The organism is Streptomyces aurantiacus (assembly GCF_001418335.1).
Classification (GTDB): Bacteria; Actinomycetota; Actinomycetes; order Streptomycetales; family Streptomycetaceae; genus Streptomyces; species Streptomyces aurantiacus.
In genome coordinates, this window is the sequence record NZ_LIPP01000096.1 from 59,118 (window position 1) to 74,486 (window position 15,369).

The window sequence follows — 15,369 nt, forward strand, 5'->3', positions numbered from 1 at the left end:
CTGAGGGTGGTACGCTCCTTGCCCGACGCGCGGCGAGCCGGAAGGCGGCAGAGACGTGACCGAGCAGGACAGACCGAGTAGCAGCGTTCGGTCGATGAACAGCGTTCTCAGCACACTGCGCGTCCTCGAAGAAGTCGCCATGCGACAGCCGATCGGCGTGTCGGAACTGGCGCGCGTGACGCAGATCCCGAAGAGCTCGGTCCAGCGGTGCCTGGTCACACTCCAGCAGGCCGGCTGGCTGAGGATCGTCGACCGTGCGCACGCGCGGTGGGGCGTGACGATGAAGGTCCTCGCCATCGGGCTCCGGGGTGCCGGCGAACAGGACCTGCGAGACCTGGCGGTGCCGGTCATCAAACGCCTCGCCGCCGAGACCGACGAGACGGTCCAGCTCGGCCTGCGTGACGGAGCGGACTACGTCATCGTCGCGACGCAGGACAGCACTCAAGTGGTCCGCGTGTTCCTGGAGGTAGGAACACGGGTGCCGCTCCGGGCCACTTCGGCGGGCGCTGCGATCATGTCGCGCCTTGAGCCCGCCGAGGTCGATGAACTGCTGGAGCACGACCTCAAGGAGTTCGCGCAGTCCCCCGTGCCGAGTTCCGACGAACTCCGGGAGGAGATCGCCCGGAGCGCCCGGCGCGGGTACGCGCTCAACGTGTCCGGGTGGTTCCGTCCGCACGTCGCCTCGATCGCCTCGGCCATCACGGATCCCTCCGGTCGGCCCATCGCAGGACTCACCCTGTCCGTACCGCAGATGCGCTACGACGAGGCGCGGGAAGAGGCCTTGGCGCAGCTCGTCGTCACGGCCGCGGACGAGATCGGCAAGCTGATCTCGTCCGCCTGAGCGGATCCCGCTCACCGGACCCGAGGCGTGCGCCCACCCCTACGCCGAGGGTTGCGCCGTTCTACGACGCGCCTCCGCGAGGCCACCTGGCCGAGCCGGGCCTGAATCGCGCCCCTCCCGCACGGGCACGGATGTCAGGCCTGGCGGCGGTACCAGGGACGCCGGGGCACCGGGGCACCGGGGCACCGGGGCACCGGGGCACCGGGCCGGGATACCGGGACGTAATGGTGGCATGGGCAAAAGGTCCTCGGATCATGACGCTCACGACCACGATCTCGATATCGGCCGGGAGGCCCTGGAGACGTTGCTCAGTGCCTCACCGGTGAGTCTCTACGTCTTCGATGACGACCTGCGGCTGGTGCGGTACAGCCTCGCCACCGGCGACCTGCTGGGCGTGCCGTCGGACGCACTGCTGGGGTGGCCCTTCGCCGGGGTGGCGCCCGGATTCGACGCCCGCGCGATCGAGCGGGAGCTGATCCCCATCCGGGACACCGGCGAGGCGGTGGTCGAGCGGGAGGTCAGAGGCCGTCTGCTGGACAACCGCGACCACGAGCACGTGATGTCCTACTCGGCCTTCAGGATGAACCGCGCGTCGGGCCGGCTTGGGAGTGGTGGCGCCGGCCCCACGACGTGACGGGCCGGGTCCGGGTGCGCGCCCGTCTGGAGCTGAGGAGCGCCGCGCACGAGCGGGTCGGCACCACACCGGACCTCACCCGCACCTCCGACGAACTGGCCGAGGGCGCGGTACCGGGACTGGCCGACGGGGCCGCGATCGATCACCGAGTGCTGGGGCACTCGCTACACCCCCGACGGCAAGACCATCTGGGCCGGGCTCCAGGAATCCGGGTAACCGCGCGACGCGGCTGCGCCGATCGCGCGTACCGCACCGGACCCGCCGCTCACCGCCGCGCACGACCACCGCTGCTGTGAAACCCCTCGTCCGCGCCCTCCGCCGCGGACCTGCCCACCTCCAGCGTCGTCCCGAACTCATCGACGGCTGGGACACGGGGGCGAACCGTTTGACGGCTCCTGGTCGCGAACCTCGACCTGGATCTCCACCGGGGCGTCGAGGGGCAGCACGGCTACCCCGACCGCGGAGCGGGCGTGCACACCCTTGTCGCCCAGCACATCCCCGAGCAGCTCACTCGCGCCGTCGACCACGCCCGGCTGGCCGGTGAAGTCCGGCGTGGAGGCGACGAAGCCGACGACCTTCACCACCCGCACGATCCTGTCGAGGTCACCGACGACGGACTTCACAGCGGCGAGCGCGTTGAGTGCGCTCACCGCCGCGAGTTCCTTCGCCCGCTCCGCACCCACCTCCGTCCCGACCTTGCCGGTGACCGGCATCACGCCGTCCACCATGGGCAACTGGCCGGAGGTGACGACATACCGACCGGAGCGCACGGCGGGTTGGTACGTGGCCAGCGGCGGCACGACCTCGGGCAGCCTCAAGCCCAGTGCCGCGATCCTCTTCTCCACCGTACCCATGCCCCAGTACGTACTGACCTCCACGAGGTTGGCGTCAGGGTCACGAACGTAGACGCTGGTGATGGGTCCGCTCGCCCCTGTTCGCCGGAGCGGCCCTTCCTCGACGTCCACGCCCAGTCGCCCGAGTTCGGTCACGACGTCGTCGATCGGCTGGTTCACGATCAGGCAGACATCGGTACTGCCGGGCGTGGGCCGGTGGGCCCCGGGCTCGAATTCCCTCCCCGCCTGATGCAGGTTGATTTTGCTGGAGCCGAAGACCAGCGCCCGCCGCCCGCCGCCGAACGTCACGGACTCCATACCGAGGACGCGGGTGTAGAAGTCGGTCGTCACATCAAGGTCACGAACAACGAGCACGATGTGGTCGAAGTGGTCCACACGCATAAATGAGTACTCCTCAAAGCAAACTGTCTTCTGTTGATCCGCTCACGGTTCACGGCGCGCATTGAGCAGTCGGTGGCACTGCTCTACGCGCGGTACGAGGTCTCCCGGACGGTTGTCCGTGAGGTCCGGCGGCAGTTGGAGTCCGAGGGCCTGGTGACGACGGTGCCCAGTCATGGTCCGGTCGTCACCGAGCTGACGGTCCTGGACGCCAAGGCGCTCCTGGAGGCGCCATCCGCGCTGGAGGGCCTGGCCGGTGCCCTGTTCGCCGAGCGTGCCACCGCCGGGCAGCGTGAACACGAGGACTCCTCAGCCGGCTGAACCGATCGGGGTCCTGGGTGATACCGATGGCCGGCCTCCTCTGCGCGACCGGCAGACGCGCGTCCGTTTCCGCGCGGGGGCCGGACGCGAGCTCGCCGTATCCCGCCGATCCCACGAACGCCGTCAGCAGGATGTGCTCGCTGATGTCGGTCACCGCGACAGGTCCTTTCCGGTGCGTACGTGGTCGGCGATCTGGGCGTGCGTGGCGAACCAGACGTCCTCGTGCGAGGCGATGTGCTCAAGAAGCTCGGCGAGTATGGAGATGCGGGAGCGATGTCCGATGCAGTGGGGGTGCAGCGTGAGTTGGAAAACCCCGCCGTCGGCGTACGCGCCGTCGAACTCCTCGCGCCAGATCGTCAGCACTCCGCGTGGTGTTGTGTGGGGCCGCAGCGTGGTGAAGCGGTCCATGGTGAAGTAGGGCGTGTCATCGCGGATCCATTCGGTGGGCACTTCCACGATGCCGGTCGGTTCGCCGTCGGCGACGATTTCGTAGCAGTCGTCGTCCGCCATCAACGAGGAGTCGTACGCCAGCCCCAGCTCGCGGATGATCCGCAACGAGTGCGGGGAGAAGTCCCATGACGGGGTGCGGATGCCGACCGGCCGCGTCCCGGCGAGAGATTCGAGGGTGTCGGCGGCCCGGAAGGTCAGGTCGCGTTCGGCCTCGGGAGGCAGTTGGGTGTTGCGCTCGTGGATCCAGCCGTGCAGAGCGATCTCGTGTCCGGCGTCCACGTAGGACTTGACCTCGCCCTCGTGCAGCAGGGCGGACACGGCCGGCACGAAGAACGTCGACGGCGCCCCGAAGCGTTCCAGCAGTCGCAGAATCCGCGGCACGCCGACGCGAGCGCCGTACTCCCCCTGCGACAGCTTGCCCGGCAGCACTTCGCCGTCGCGCAGCGGAATCGTCTCGTGATCGGAATCGAACGACAGCGCCACGGCGACCTTCGCGCCACCGGGCCAGGACTCCGGTCGCAGCGGGCGTCCCGCGCGCACGTGTCCAACGTGCTCACGCCAGGTCGGCTCTTCCCACTGCCACGGCTGCTGCTCGGTCATGCCTACTCCAGTGTGATGTGGTGGTCCGCAAGGACGGGTGCTCAGGGCGGGGCGCGTTCGGCAGCGCGGCCGCCGGCGCCGCGACAACGGGGTGCGCCTGCCGGGGCCCGGTGGCCCTGCTCAGCGCCCGGGTGGTAGTGGATCGGCCGGACCACCGGAACCGCCGAGCCGCCGGGCTGTCGGACTGCCGGTGCCGCCGGACTGCCAGGCCGCCGGACGTCCCGATTCCCCGATGGCGATAGCAGGATCGGAACGAAAACACCGTATTGCGGTACTCCGATTCACAGCCCCCTTCACCACCCCCCATCTCCCTCGCGCCCATGACGGCGGTATCGGCCATTGACAGCCCGCGTACCGCAACACGATACTCCGTGCCAACGAGCGGTCCAAGGTGGGAGGAAGGCTCGTACCGATTCGAGCGTGGCTCTCCGCCACGACGGAGACACAGCGCCTGCAGCGGGCCACACGGGCGGCCCCATAGATGACCCCGTGGACGGCATGCCGTGGCGCCGAGATCACCATCACCGGCTCCGTCGAGTGCGCTCGTCGCCTCGACGCCGCGTCCGCGCCTCAGGTCCGCGCGTCAACCGGCCCGGTCCCGGCCTCACGGGACTCTCTTACCGCTCCGAGTCGAAGGAGAAGTCGTGTCAGCACAAGAGCACACCGTCGCGGTCGGTCACGCAGCCAGTGATGTGCCGGCGGCCACGATGACCCGTAAACAGAAGAAGGCGGTCCTCGCCGGCGTTCTCGGTAATGCGATCGAGTACCTGGACTGGGGGATCTACGCGTCCCTGGCCCCGGTCTTCGCGAGTCAGTTCTTCGCCGACGGGGACCCGGCCACAGCGTTCCTGTCCACTCTGGCGATTTTCGCCGTGGGGTTCTTCGTACGTCCGCTCGGCGGCCTCGTCCTGGGTACGTACGCCGACCGGTACGGCCGCAAGAAGGCCCTGACGCTGACCGTGAGCCTGATGTCGGCCGGTGGTCTCGTCATCGCGGTGTGTCCGACCTACGAGCACATCGGCGTGTTCTCGCCCCTGCTCCTTCTGGTGGCCAGGCTGGTACAGGCGTTCTCGGCCGGCGGGGAGTGGCCGAGCTCCGTGTCGTACATCGTGGAGAGCGCGGCGCCGGGGAAGCGGGCGTTCGTCGGGTCGTTCCAACAGGTGTCGACGGCCGGCGGGATTCTGCTCGCATCGCTGCTCGCGCTCGTCGTGACCTCGGCTCTGAACGACCAGCAGATGCATGCGTTCGGATGGCGCATCGCTTTCGCGTTCGCCGCCGCCCTGGGACTGATGGTCCTGTGGCTTCGGGTGCGTACGCAGGAGAGCCAGCACTTCGACGACGCGGAACTGTCCGGCAAGTCGCACAAGCCGGTCACCAAACTGTTCGCGGAACACAAACTGAGCATGCTGCGCGTGGTGGGGGATCACGGTTCCCGGAACAATCGTCTACTACCTGTGGATCACCAACATGCCCGGGTACGCCAACGCGACCACCGGCCTCGGTCTTGACAAGGCACTGCTCGCGAACTCCCTGGCAGTCGTGCTCTTCATGCTGCTGCTGCCGCTCGGCGGACTTGTGTCGGACCGCCTCGGCAGACGCTCCACCTTCATGTTCTTCCTGGTCGGTTTCGCGGTGTACTCCTGGCCCGCGTTTCGTCTGCTCGAAGGTGGCGGCTTCTGGACGCTGCTGCTTGTCGAAGTCGTCGGAGTGATCCTGCTCGTAGGCAACTCGGCGAACGTGGCTGCCATCTACGCGGAACTCTTCCCGACCTCGGTGCGCACGACCGGCACCGGACTTCCCTACGCGACGGCCGTCGCGTTGTTCGGCGGCACCGCCCCCTACCTCACCACCTGGCTGACCAGCATCGGGCAGCGGGACAAGATCTGGACCTACGTCGTCGTCTCGGTGTTGATCGGCATGGTCACGATCATGACGATGCCCGACGGCGCCGAGAAGGGAACCCTCGACTGATGAGTTCGCAACAGCAGGTATCCACCGGACAGGAGCCGTGGCAGTGGGACGAGGCCACATGGCGCGGATACGCGGAGCGGGTCCGCGCGGGGCGTGACCTGACACCGCCGGCCTGGCCGGGCGACGCCCGCATGGCCGTGACGCTCTCCTTCGACCCCGACCACGAGACGCTCTCGCTTCGCGACGGGGAGACCTCTCCCGGCGCGATGGGCAGGGGCGAGTTCGGATCGAGAGTGGGCTCCCGCCGGATTCTCCGGCTTCTCGACGAGTTCCAGATCCCCGCCACGTTCTTCATCCCCGCGGTGTCCGCGCTGCTGCATCCGCAGGAGGCCAAGGACTACGCCGCGGCGGGCCACGAGATCGGTGCACACGGCTGGATCCACGAGCGGAACGCGCTGCTGAGCGCGGAGGACGAGTTCGCGCTCACCCGCCGCAGTCTGGATGTCCTGGAGAACCTCGTCGGCCGGCGGCCGGTCGGGATCAGGACACCGAGCGCCGACTTCTCCGACTCGACCCTGGACATCCTGCAGAGCCTCGGTTTCCGATACGACTCATCACTCATGGCGGACGACATGCCCTACGAGATCCTCTCGGACGGGCGTCCCACGGGGATCGTGGAAGTGCCCATGGAGTGGATCCGCGACGACGCGCCCTACTTCACGATGGCTCGGTACGGCCCCCACCGGCCCTACACGACTCCCCGAGCCTGGGCCGAACTCATGAAGGACGAGTTCGACTCGGCATATGCCGACGGAGCCGTGTTCCAGCTGGTCTGTCATCCGCACATCATCGGCCACCGAGCGAGGATGCTCGCGCTGCGCGGACTGGTGGAACACATGAAGGCCCATCAGAACGTGTGGTACGCCACCCACGGTGAGGTCGCCGACCATGTGTGGCGGAATGCCGGCCAGGACGAAGCGGGCCGCGTTCGCCTGTAGGACGTCATCGTAGGCGCCGCCCGAACCGAGTCGGTCGACCAGGACGTACTCGCCCACCGTCGCCACATCTGAATCGTTCAAGGGCATCAGCCCAGCTCCTCCGCCAACGTCTGTTCGACCCGTTCGATGTGTCAGCGGACTTCGGCGCGTACCGGGCGGCCGGGATAGGCATCCTGGTCGAGCCGGCCGTCCCGGATGACGAAGACCCCGCCGACCAGGAGGTGGCGCACCCCGCTGGAAGGGCGCACCGGGTCGGCGGCGGTCGCACGGTCGGTGACAGCCGCCGGATCGAGCACGACGATGTCGGCGCCGGCGCCGGCCGAGAGGATCCCCTTTTTCCGCATCGCCGGCGCGACGTCGTCGAGGACGCGGGCCGGCAGGTAGGAACAGCGCCGGAACGCCTCGACCCAGTCCCACACGGCATGCTCGCGCACCATCAGCCGCAGGGTGCGGGCGAAGGTGCCGGCGGTACGTGGGTGAGTGGAGGCGCCAGCGGGCAACGGCCATGCGCGGCTGTCCGTACGGTGGTCCGGCCACTCCACCGGCATCGCGTCGCTGGCGATGATCGCGTCGGGAAAGGCAAGCGTCCGGTGCAGCCGCTGCAGGTCGGCCTCGTCGCGCTCGTCGAGATACTCCACGAGGCAGGTCGCCGCAGGATCCAGGGCGCGGAGCTCCGCGAGCCGGCGCTCGTCGAGGATGCGTTCACCGGTGCCGAGCATCACGATGTTCGCGGGCTGCAGCCCGGAGACCCGCAGGCGGTCCGGGGCGAGGAACGACGCGCCGATACCGGTACTGCCCATGCCGTAGGGGTAGGCCTCCACAGTGACCCGCGATCCTTGGTCCCGGGCGTCCTGCACGTCACCTCTCGGGAACCGTCGATCGGGGTGCTCGGATCAGCCTCCACCAGCTCGCGCACATGAGTGAAGGTGGGCGCGCCGGTGGCGCCCGCGAGCCGCGCCACAGCCAGATACTCCGCCGGGTCCGAGCGCGGCGCATACCCCTGGAGTACGCCGATACCGAGCGCACCGGCAGCCAGTTCCCGCTCCAGCAGGTCCAGCCACTGTGCGAGTTCGGCGGGTGACGAGTCGCGCTGCCAGTCCGGGTTGCCGAGAAGTGCGAGTGCGCCGTCGAACCGGGCGGTGGGCACGGCGCCGGTCAGGACCTGCCCGCGGGCTTCGGCCCAAGAAGCGGAAAAGCCGTAGTTCAGTACCCGCCCGGCGGCTGCGGCCTGGGCGTATGCGCGCCCGACCGGCATGAGGCCGGCCTCCAGGTCGAGATTCGTCGTCACTCCGTCGAAGGCCTGCAGCCGCTGCCCGGCGATCGAATGCACATGACTGTGCAGGTCAACGATTCCGGGCCCGACGACGCAGCCGCTGACATCGATCACCGTCGCGTCGGGCACAAGCACCGGCACCGGGGAGACCGCCGATACCTGTCCGCCCCGCACGACGACATCGGCCACCACCTCCGTTCCGGAGGCAGGATCGATGACGCGACCACCACGCAAGATCTTCGTCTCCATACCGGTCATTGTCCTGATGCCGGTCGCGACAGGGCTTGGTGTATTCCACCAGTCACCCCTTCACTCCTGTTCGAATCGGACAGTCAACGGCCCGTCGTCCAGCCCTAATCTGTGGGAGCGGTAGACGACGATCCTCTGACGAGCGGTTACGAACGAGGTACACGATGAGTCCCACTCACAAGGGCCCACGGCTCGCCCTCAGTCTCGTGCTGGCCGGCGCCGGCCTCGCCGCATGCGGTGGCACGGGCTCGGCGAGCGGCACCAAGAGCTACGTTGACGGCAGGACGTTCACCATGACGGTGCCCTCCGATCCCGGTGCACTGGATCCGCAGGGCTCCGTGGTCAACTCACTCCTGCAGCTCAACCAGTTCGCCTATGACGCGCTCGTCTCCGTCGACGCGAAGACCGGCAAGGTCCGGTCGCAGCTCGCCACTTCGTGGAAGGTCGTCGACACCAGGACCGTCACCTTCGACATCCGGTCCGGTGTCACCTGTTCCGACGGCTCGGTCTTCGACGCCAAGACGGTTGCAGACAACATCTCCTACGTTGAGGATCCGAAGAACAAGAGCCCTCTCCTGGGGGTGTTCGTGCCCGCCGGCGCGAGGGCGACGGCGTCCGGCTCGACGGTCGAACTCAAGCTCGCGGCCCCGTCGCCGTTCCTCCTGAGTTCTCTTTCCTTTGTGCCGATGGTCACCGCGGCCACCACCCACGACAGCACGGTCTTGCCCGACATCCAAACCCGACTGCACCGCCGCGGCCTGCTGCCCAGCCGGTGCCTGTCCTGCCGCGGACGTGGCAGTTACTGGTCGGGGTGCTTGCCTGCCGCACCCGGGATGAGAGCACTCGTGCTGAGGCTTCCTCCTGAGGCTTCCTCGAAGCGACTTGAGTGGCAGTAAGCGGTCCCGGTGCCGCAGAGGTTCTTCGGCACCGGGGCCACCGCTGTGCGCGGCCCGCCAAGCCCGGCCTCGGCTCAAGCCTCCAGGAGGGTCCGCAGCGTGCGGCGGAGCTGACCGGCCGCGTCCGGGCCTACCGCCGCGAGGAACGCGCTTTCGGTCTCCTCGTACGCCGTCTGTGCGGCGTCGTAGGTGCGCGCCCCCTGGTCGGTGAGCTCTACCACGTTCCTGCGCCGGTCCGCCGGATCCGGTCGGCGCGTGACGATGCCCTTCCGTTCGAGCACGTCGAGCAACGCCACCATCGTGGTGCGGTCGATGCCGAGCGTCTGCGCCACCTGCAGCTGTGACGTCGGTTCGTGGCGGGCCAGGACGCGCAACGCTCCGAAGTCCTTGCTGTCGATCCCCAACGGTTCGAGCGCCGCGTCCGTCAGCGCCGTGAACTTCGAGGTGGCGTGCTTGAGGAGATACCCCAGGACGTCGTGCGGGTCGGCGGCGGCGCTCGCTTCGGTGGACATGCAGTCATCTTACGCTTAGGCTGATCGTCAGTACTACTGATAATCAGCATCGCGTCGAAGGGTATCGTCATGATCCTTGTCACCGGAGGGGCCGGCTTCATCGGCACCCACACTGTCCGCGCGCTCGCCATAACGGGTGAGGAGTGCGTCCTCCTCCAGCGCCGCAGCCCGCAGGTTCCGCGCTCTCTCTCAGACCTGCCCGTGCACGTGGTCCAGGGCGATGTCGCCGACCTCGACACCCTGCTCGCCGTCGGGCAGAAGTACCCGATCACCGGGATCGTGCACCTCGCCGTCGCTCTGCCCTGGCCGGTGGCGAGCGACGACCCGATCGGCGCGTCCGGACGGGCACTCGACGCTTTCCTCAACATCGTCCGCGCCGCGCAGACCTGGGGTGTGCGGCGCATTGTGACCGCGAGCACCATCGGCGTCTACGGCGGCACCGCGTCCGAGGGCGCGCTCACCGAGGACATGCCTCTCTCCCTGGAGCACGTCCATGTCATCCCGACGTTCAAGAAGATCACCGAACTGCTCGCCGGCCATCTGTCGGACGTGACCGACGTGGGCATCGTCAACGCGCGCATCTCCGGCACCTGGGGGCCGGGCGGACACCTGCCCGACCCGTTCTTCGCCGCCCCGTCGCTCGCACACGCAGCAGCGCGGCTGACCGAGCCCGATCTGACGGGGCTCATGACACCGCCGCACGCCGAGGACGCGCTCGACCTGCTCTACGTCAAGGACACCGGTCGCGCGCTCGCTCTCCTGCAGCTCGCCGACGAGCTGCACCACTCGACGTACAACGTCGCCTCCGGCCGGGCCACCAGCAACGCCGATGTCGTCACCGCGATCCAGTCCGTCGAGCCCGGCTTCCGGTGGGAACTGCCCTCGGCCGGAACGCGGCCCGTGAGTTGGCTCGACATCACGCGTCTGCGCGAGGACACCGGATTTGAGCCCCAGTACGACACCGCTGCCGCTGCCGCCGACTACCTCGCCTGGCTCCGTGCCGGAAACGAGCGGTGACGTCCAGGTGAGGTCGCGCAGTACGGCTACCCGTCCCCGGCCACGCCCTGGAGGAGGCGAGACGGCAGGCCGGCGGGCTCCTGAACCGTGTCGTCGTCCAGGAGCCGCCGTCCGGCGGGTCCATCAGGGCTTGCTGCCGGCCCCCGCCCACAGACTGACCTGAGTGTCCGTCGGGGTCTCAGGACCGGCGGGCTGGGTGGGCCACCAGCGGTGGCCGAGTCCTGGCCGTGCTGGAGCGCGCACACACCGCCCAGGAAGCTGTGGTCGGCTCCACTTCGACGCTCGCCGCCGAGCGCGCCGCGGCACTGGCCGACCTTGAGTTGGAGGAGGCGATCGCCCGACAGAGTGCCGATCGCCTGCCCGGCCACGATGTCGCGGGCCTGCTACAGGAGTTGGTGGCGATCGTCCACGCCGGCGGCGGCCCGTTCCAGTGGGCCCGTGCCGTGCGCGGGACACTGGCGAGCCTGATGCGCCGCGACGTCGAGGCGACCGCGCCTGCCGCGCGGCACCTGGTCTTCGACGTCGACCTCACCGAGGTTCACTTCGGCGACCCGGCCACTTCGCCGGGCCGCTGCCGGCCCGCACGGTCCTCGGCATCGCCGCTGCCGCGGCGAGCACCGTGGCCGCCGCAGAATTCATCGACGCAAGAACACGTCGACCAGGACCGGCTGGAGCACGCTCTTGTCGCTCCGGACGGCTTCGAAGGCTCCTTCGCGCAGGCACTGCTCACCCTGCACCTTCTCCGCCTCCGGATCCGCCCCATCCCTTTCGCCATCGACCGCGTTGACCAGTGCGTCGCGTTCTTCGGCGCGGACTTCAGTGGCCTGGTGACCACGACTGCGACCTGCTCGTTCGTCACCGTCCTGGGGCTGCCCGGTCGTGGCATGTCCCCCAGCCCGGCGATCCGGTACTGCACAAACCGGGCCCGCCGGCGGCCCACCGCCTGAGGTGTGGAGCCGTGTTCGGCAGCCATGTCCCTGTTCGCCGCTCCTTCGGCGCATGTCGGGACGATCCAAAGGTGTCGGCTCATCGTCGTCGGCCCACCCCCGGTCCAGCATTCTTTCGATCATTCGCACAGACAGGGCCACCGCTGCCGTTATCATGATCGCTTCAAACTTTGGGGGAACGATCGTGCGAATACCATCTGGTGCCACGGCATCCGGCGTTGCGAGTATCGCGCTGGCTGTTGCGCTCACAGGATGCTCCGAGGGTGCAGGACCGCGGGAGCAGTCGGGTGCGCAGATGCTCGTCGAGGCGAACAAAGCGATGAAGTCCCTCCAGGCGGTGACGATCACGGGGCGCTCCACGATGGAGGACGGGCGTTGGAGTTCCACCCGGATGAGGACGGATCTGAAGGGAACCTGTTCCTTTACTTCAGCTGGCAGCACCGGCGAGAAGTTCGAGCAGATCCGTATCGGCGACACCGATTACGTCCGGCCGAACCTGAAGCACATGCAACTGTCGGGCATGGATACCAAAGGACGGAAGGACCAGAAGAACTGGGGCAAGACGACCGCAGATCTGGCCGCACCCGCCGGCGAGGACGGACTGACGGATTGCGCCCATCCGTTCGCCTCGTTCGGGAAAGCCGCCAAGGGCAAGACCGGCAAGATCGACGGGATGCCGACGGTCGGCCTGGTGGTCACTGACAAGGCGGACAAGGGCGGCACATACACCTTCCACGTGGCAACCAAGGGCAAGCCGTACATCTACCGGGTGGTGTACAAGAGCCCCGACTTCCGCACCGTCACCTCCTACAGCGACTTCGACACCCCGCTGAATGTCGAGCCCCCGAAAGCCAATGTGGTGGACCTCTCCGGCTGACCCGAGTGCGACGACTGGGCACACCGCCGCTCGGAGCGACGCATCAAAGCAGCCGGTTTCCCGCGGGAAAAGTCACTTCGGGCCTTCGACTCCGACGCCACCCCGAACATCGACGCGGCTACCATCCACACTCTTGCCGGCTGCGAGTGAATCAAGAAGAGCCAGCCGCTCCGCCTGATCGAGGGCTCCGGAACCGGCAAGTCCCACACGCTCGTCACCCTGGGCACGGAGGCGGCCATGAAAGGCCGACGAGTCCGCTGTGTGCTGGCCACGAAGCTGGTCCGCGAACTGGTCGAGGCCGCCGACGATGCGCCGGTCCGGGTGGCGAGGAGTGTCCAGCGAGGTCGCAGACGACCTGATAGGGGATCAGACCAGCGCTGTGTCTTCTGGGACTCGCGTCAGTCGTTGCAAGGTACGTACTCGCCGATCGGCAGGTACGGCCCGATGAACTCCCGCTCCGTATCCGTCAGTTGCACCCGCGTCACGCAAGAGGATCTACCGGACCGGACCCCGCCGCGAGAGCCGAGTCCGGAACTGCCACCGTCTGCCGTCGAGCCGAACTGGGCTCGCCGAGACCGCGGTGGGCGGCCCACAACGTCTCGGCGCGGCTGGCCGCGTCGACAACCAGAGCCGCCAGTTCTGGTTCGTCGGGGACCGGAAACGAGACATATGCGCCCCGACCACCGCCGACTGGTCCGTCGTCATTCGTTCGTTTGATGACAGGGCGGGACGGCCGGGGTAAGCCGCGGCGGAGTCATCGCGGTGTGGTGCGGGCGCGGAGGTGGGCGCGTTCTCCTTGGTGGCCGAGGAGGCTGAGGATTTCGACGGGGTGGTTGTCGGCGTTGCCGAACCAGTGGGGCGTGCGGGTGTCGAATTCGGCGGCTTCTCCGGGGCCCATGATCAGGTCGTTGTCCTCCAGGACCAGGCGTAGGCGGCCGTCGAGCACGTAGATCCATTCGTAGCCTTCGTGGCTGGCCTGCTCGGGCTCGGGGGAGCGCATCTGGGGCGAGATGATCAATTTGTAGGCTTGCAGACTTCCCGCCCGTCTGGTGAGCGGAAGCATGGTCATGCCGTGGCGGGTGACGGGCTGCAGGTGCAGGCGGGGGTCGCCCGTCTGCGGTGCGCCGATGAGCTGTCCGATGTCCACGCGTAGCTCCCTGGCCAGGGGCAGGAGCAGTTCGAGGGTGGGGCGGCGTTGGCCCGACTCCAGGCGCGAGAGCGTGCTGAGTGAGATACCGGTGGCTTCGGCCAGGGATGTCAGGGAGAGGCTGCGCTGGGTGCGCAGCCCTTTGAGGCGGGGGCCGACCGCCACCATCGTCGCCTGTGTTTCTTCGTCCATGCCCTCACCTTGCCACCGCAGCAAGGATCTTTGCGTGTTGCCGTGGGCGGCCTGACTGTGGAGGCAGGCGCCCCGCCCGGGTGCGCCGCAGGGATGGGAGAGGCGCGATGAGCCAGGGATGGTACTGCTGGGGATCACCGCGCCGGGCCCACAACGGTCGCGTGCGATGGCGATGGCGATGTCCGTCCTGGCCGTCGGCGCAGGAGCCGCGGTCGGGCTGCCGGCGGGCGGTGTGCTGACGCAGACGCTGGGCCGGCAGTGGGTGATGTTCGTCAACGCCCTCATCGGGGTGCTGGTCCTGCTGGGCGCGGTGCGCAATCTGCCGGAGATGGAGCGTCGGCGCACCTCGCTGGACCTCGGCGGCGCCGCAGCCTCGATCCTGGCGATGGTGGCCCTGGTGTTCATCTTCACCTCCGCCGCCGACCGCGGCCAGCACAGCGCCCTGGTGCTGGGGCGTTCGCCGTCGCCGCACTCGCGCTCGTGGCCCTGGTCGTTCGTGAGCGCAGGCATCCGCATCCGGTGATGCCGCCGGCGTCGTTCAAGCTCCCGCCGAGTACATCGGCGCCGCCGCCGACCTCAACCAGGGCCGGCAGCAACTCGGCGGCGGCATGGGCCTGGCCGTTCTGACCAGCGTGCTGTCCGCCACAGGCGGCCTGGACAACGGCCCGGGCCCGACGCTGCTCGTCACCGCTGCCTTCCCCCCTGGCGGGCCTGTTCCTGTTCGGCATTCGGACACGCCGCATCCCCGTACCCGACACCACCCCCGCATGATCACCCCTGGCCGATCAGACTTGGAGAACCCCGATGAGCGACACCGATCCGCGGTACGAAGCCACCTTCTGGGACCAGCGCTACAACCAGCCCAACCCTCTGTGGAGCGGGCAGCCCAACCCCGCCCTCGTCGAGGAAGCAACCGCGCTCGCGCCCGGGACGGCGCTGGAGGCGGGGTGCGGTGAGGGCGCCGACACCATCTGGTTGGCCCAGGCGGGCTGGCACGTCACCGGCACCGACTTCTCCGCCCAGGCCCTCGCCCGCGCAGCCGACCACACCCCGACCGCGCTGGCCGGCCGCCTCACCTGGCAGCAGGCCGACATCCGCACCTGGACGCCCGACGACGGGGCACCCCGCTACGACCTGGTCACCGCCTCCTTCCTCCACTTCCCCTCCTCTCTGCGACGCGCCGTCTTCGCCGCACTCGCCTCCCGGGTCGCCCGCGAAGGACACCTCGTGATCATCGGCCACCACCCCAGCGACCTGGACACCGCCATGCCC

The 15,369-nt window shown here is 68.6% G+C and carries 18 protein-coding genes and 2 pseudogenes; 13 read left to right on the forward strand and 7 right to left on the reverse strand.

Features of this window, described 5'->3' with window-relative positions; all coding sequences use genetic code 11:
- Nucleotides 1–94 precede the first annotated feature (94 nt).
- Nucleotides 95–841 carry an IclR family transcriptional regulator gene (locus tag AOK01_RS14205; protein WP_079103409.1) on the forward strand — a complete coding sequence of 249 codons (747 nt, stop codon included), beginning with the start codon at nt 95–97 and terminating at the stop codon, nt 839–841.
- A 232-nt stretch (nt 842–1,073) separates the two neighbouring features.
- A complete protein-coding gene (locus AOK01_RS14210) occupies nt 1,074–1,475 on the forward strand; it encodes a PAS domain-containing protein (protein WP_055511432.1) in 402 nt (133 codons plus the stop codon).
- Nucleotides 1,476–1,828: 353 nt separating this feature from the next.
- Here AOK01_RS14210 and AOK01_RS45005 read toward each other — a convergent pair whose 3' ends face one another.
- Both AOK01_RS45005 and AOK01_RS45010 read right to left on the reverse strand, forming a co-directional pair.
- Nucleotides 1,829–2,329, reverse strand: a complete 501-nt coding sequence (locus AOK01_RS45005) for a RidA family protein (protein WP_055511469.1) — start codon at nt 2,327–2,329, stop codon at nt 1,829–1,831.
- A gap of 27 nt (nt 2,330–2,356) precedes the next feature.
- Nucleotides 2,357–2,710: pseudogene (locus AOK01_RS45010) on the reverse strand (VOC family protein); the annotation flags it as partial.
- 33 nt (nt 2,711–2,743) lie between these two features.
- Between AOK01_RS45010 and AOK01_RS14220 the strand changes: the two are divergent.
- Nucleotides 2,744–3,028, forward strand: a complete 285-nt coding sequence (locus AOK01_RS14220) for a GntR family transcriptional regulator (protein WP_245702246.1) — start codon at nt 2,744–2,746, stop codon at nt 3,026–3,028.
- A 150-nt stretch (nt 3,029–3,178) separates the two neighbouring features.
- Here the strand turns inward: AOK01_RS14220 and AOK01_RS14225 are convergent, their stop codons facing one another.
- Nucleotides 3,179–4,078 carry a polysaccharide deacetylase family protein gene (locus tag AOK01_RS14225; RefSeq protein WP_055511434.1) on the reverse strand — a complete coding sequence of 300 codons (900 nt, stop codon included), beginning with the start codon at nt 4,076–4,078 and terminating at the stop codon, nt 3,179–3,181.
- Between the two features lie 644 nt (nt 4,079–4,722).
- Between AOK01_RS14225 and AOK01_RS45015 the strand changes: the two genes are divergently transcribed.
- The 3 genes from AOK01_RS45015 to AOK01_RS14235 are packed head-to-tail and all read left to right on the forward strand — an operon-like array spanning nt 4,723 to nt 6,987.
- Nucleotides 4,723–5,586, forward strand: a complete 864-nt coding sequence (locus tag AOK01_RS45015; RefSeq protein WP_245702247.1) for an MFS transporter — start codon at nt 4,723–4,725, stop codon at nt 5,584–5,586.
- Nucleotides 5,546–6,049: an MFS transporter gene (locus tag AOK01_RS45020; protein WP_245702248.1), complete on the forward strand. Its 504-nt coding sequence runs from the start codon at nt 5,546–5,548 to the stop codon at nt 6,047–6,049. Before AOK01_RS45015 ends, AOK01_RS45020 begins: the two co-directional genes overlap by 41 nt.
- Nucleotides 6,049–6,987 (forward strand): polysaccharide deacetylase family protein, encoded by a 939-nt coding sequence (locus AOK01_RS14235; RefSeq protein ID WP_055511436.1) that lies wholly within the window; start codon nt 6,049–6,051, stop codon nt 6,985–6,987. The genes AOK01_RS45020 and AOK01_RS14235 overlap by 1 nt, the downstream gene beginning before the upstream one ends.
- 131 nt (nt 6,988–7,118) lie before the next feature.
- Here AOK01_RS14235 and AOK01_RS45025 read toward each other — a convergent pair whose 3' ends face one another.
- The gene (locus AOK01_RS45025; protein ID WP_245702249.1) at nt 7,119–7,787 is read right to left on the reverse strand and encodes an amidohydrolase family protein; all 669 of its coding nucleotides are present in this window, start codon (nt 7,785–7,787) and stop codon (nt 7,119–7,121) included.
- Entirely contained in the window at nt 7,706–8,509 is an 804-nt protein-coding gene (locus AOK01_RS45030) for an amidohydrolase family protein (protein WP_245702250.1), read from the reverse strand. Before AOK01_RS45030 ends, AOK01_RS45025 begins: the two co-directional genes overlap by 82 nt.
- Nucleotides 8,510–8,673: 164 nt before the next feature.
- Here AOK01_RS45030 and AOK01_RS14245 point away from each other — a divergent pair, with 164 nt between their 5' ends.
- A complete protein-coding gene (locus AOK01_RS14245; protein ID WP_055511438.1) occupies nt 8,674–9,405 on the forward strand; it encodes an ABC transporter substrate-binding protein in 732 nt (243 codons plus the stop codon).
- A gap of 74 nt (nt 9,406–9,479) precedes the next feature.
- Here the strand turns inward: AOK01_RS14245 and AOK01_RS14250 are convergent, their stop codons facing one another.
- Complete coding sequence (locus AOK01_RS14250; protein WP_055511440.1) at nt 9,480–9,917, reverse strand: MarR family winged helix-turn-helix transcriptional regulator; 438 nt, start codon at nt 9,915–9,917, stop codon at nt 9,480–9,482.
- A gap of 69 nt (nt 9,918–9,986) precedes the next feature.
- Here AOK01_RS14250 and AOK01_RS14255 point away from each other — a divergent pair, with 69 nt between their 5' ends.
- From AOK01_RS14255 to AOK01_RS41110, 4 genes and pseudogenes are all read left to right on the forward strand, one after another.
- Nucleotides 9,987–10,934 carry an NAD-dependent epimerase/dehydratase family protein gene (locus AOK01_RS14255; RefSeq protein WP_055511442.1) on the forward strand — a complete coding sequence of 316 codons (948 nt, stop codon included), beginning with the start codon at nt 9,987–9,989 and terminating at the stop codon, nt 10,932–10,934.
- Between the two features lie 227 nt (nt 10,935–11,161).
- Nucleotides 11,162–11,881 carry a hypothetical protein gene (locus AOK01_RS43535; protein ID WP_157871305.1) on the forward strand — a complete coding sequence of 240 codons (720 nt, stop codon included), beginning with the start codon at nt 11,162–11,164 and terminating at the stop codon, nt 11,879–11,881.
- A 295-nt stretch (nt 11,882–12,176) separates the two neighbouring features.
- Complete coding sequence (locus tag AOK01_RS14265) at nt 12,177–12,758, forward strand: hypothetical protein (RefSeq protein WP_055511446.1); 582 nt, start codon at nt 12,177–12,179, stop codon at nt 12,756–12,758.
- Between the two features lie 3 nt (nt 12,759–12,761).
- A pseudogene (locus AOK01_RS41110) lies at nt 12,762–13,067 on the forward strand (ATP-binding protein); the annotation flags it as partial.
- Nucleotides 13,068–13,512: 445 nt separating this feature from the next.
- Here the strand turns inward: AOK01_RS41110 and AOK01_RS14270 are convergent.
- The gene (locus AOK01_RS14270) at nt 13,513–14,097 is read right to left on the reverse strand and encodes a helix-turn-helix domain-containing protein (protein ID WP_055511447.1); all 585 of its coding nucleotides are present in this window, start codon (nt 14,095–14,097) and stop codon (nt 13,513–13,515) included.
- Nucleotides 14,098–14,215: 118 nt separating this feature from the next.
- Between AOK01_RS14270 and AOK01_RS14275 the strand changes: the two genes are divergently transcribed.
- Complete coding sequence (locus tag AOK01_RS14275; protein WP_055511449.1) at nt 14,216–14,620, forward strand: MFS transporter; 405 nt, start codon at nt 14,216–14,218, stop codon at nt 14,618–14,620.
- Nucleotides 14,621–14,901: 281 nt separating this feature from the next.
- Nucleotides 14,902–15,369, forward strand: a 468-nt coding sequence (locus AOK01_RS14280) for a class I SAM-dependent methyltransferase (RefSeq protein ID WP_055511451.1), incomplete at its 3' end; no start/stop codon positions are given.

Bases quoted from the DNA above. Each gene is read 5' to 3' on its own strand.
- AOK01_RS14205 (WP_079103409.1), top strand. From the start codon at position 95: ATGAACAGCGTTCTCAGCACACTGCGCGTCCTCGAAGAAGTCGCCATG.
- AOK01_RS14210 (WP_055511432.1), top strand. From the start codon at position 1,074: ATGGGCAAAAGGTCCTCGGATCATGACGCTCACGACCACGATCTCGAT.
- AOK01_RS45005 (WP_055511469.1), bottom strand. From the start codon at position 2,329: ATGGGTACGGTGGAGAAGAGGATCGCGGCACTGGGCTTGAGGCTGCCC.
- AOK01_RS14225 (WP_055511434.1), bottom strand. From the start codon at position 4,078: ATGACCGAGCAGCAGCCGTGGCAGTGGGAAGAGCCGACCTGGCGTGAG.
- AOK01_RS45020 (WP_245702248.1), top strand. From the start codon at position 5,546: ATGCCCGGGTACGCCAACGCGACCACCGGCCTCGGTCTTGACAAGGCA.
- AOK01_RS14235 (WP_055511436.1), top strand. From the start codon at position 6,049: ATGAGTTCGCAACAGCAGGTATCCACCGGACAGGAGCCGTGGCAGTGG.
- AOK01_RS45025 (WP_245702249.1), bottom strand. From the start codon at position 7,787: ATGGGCAGTACCGGTATCGGCGCGTCGTTCCTCGCCCCGGACCGCCTG.
- AOK01_RS45030 (WP_245702250.1), bottom strand. From the start codon at position 8,509: ATGGAGACGAAGATCTTGCGTGGTGGTCGCGTCATCGATCCTGCCTCC.
- AOK01_RS14245 (WP_055511438.1), top strand. From the start codon at position 8,674: ATGAGTCCCACTCACAAGGGCCCACGGCTCGCCCTCAGTCTCGTGCTG.
- AOK01_RS14250 (WP_055511440.1), bottom strand. From the start codon at position 9,917: ATGTCCACCGAAGCGAGCGCCGCCGCCGACCCGCACGACGTCCTGGGG.
- AOK01_RS14255 (WP_055511442.1), top strand. From the start codon at position 9,987: ATGATCCTTGTCACCGGAGGGGCCGGCTTCATCGGCACCCACACTGTC.
- AOK01_RS14265 (WP_055511446.1), top strand. From the start codon at position 12,177: ATGCTCGTCGAGGCGAACAAAGCGATGAAGTCCCTCCAGGCGGTGACG.
- AOK01_RS14270 (WP_055511447.1), bottom strand. From the start codon at position 14,097: ATGGACGAAGAAACACAGGCGACGATGGTGGCGGTCGGCCCCCGCCTC.
- AOK01_RS14275 (WP_055511449.1), top strand. From the start codon at position 14,216: ATGGTACTGCTGGGGATCACCGCGCCGGGCCCACAACGGTCGCGTGCG.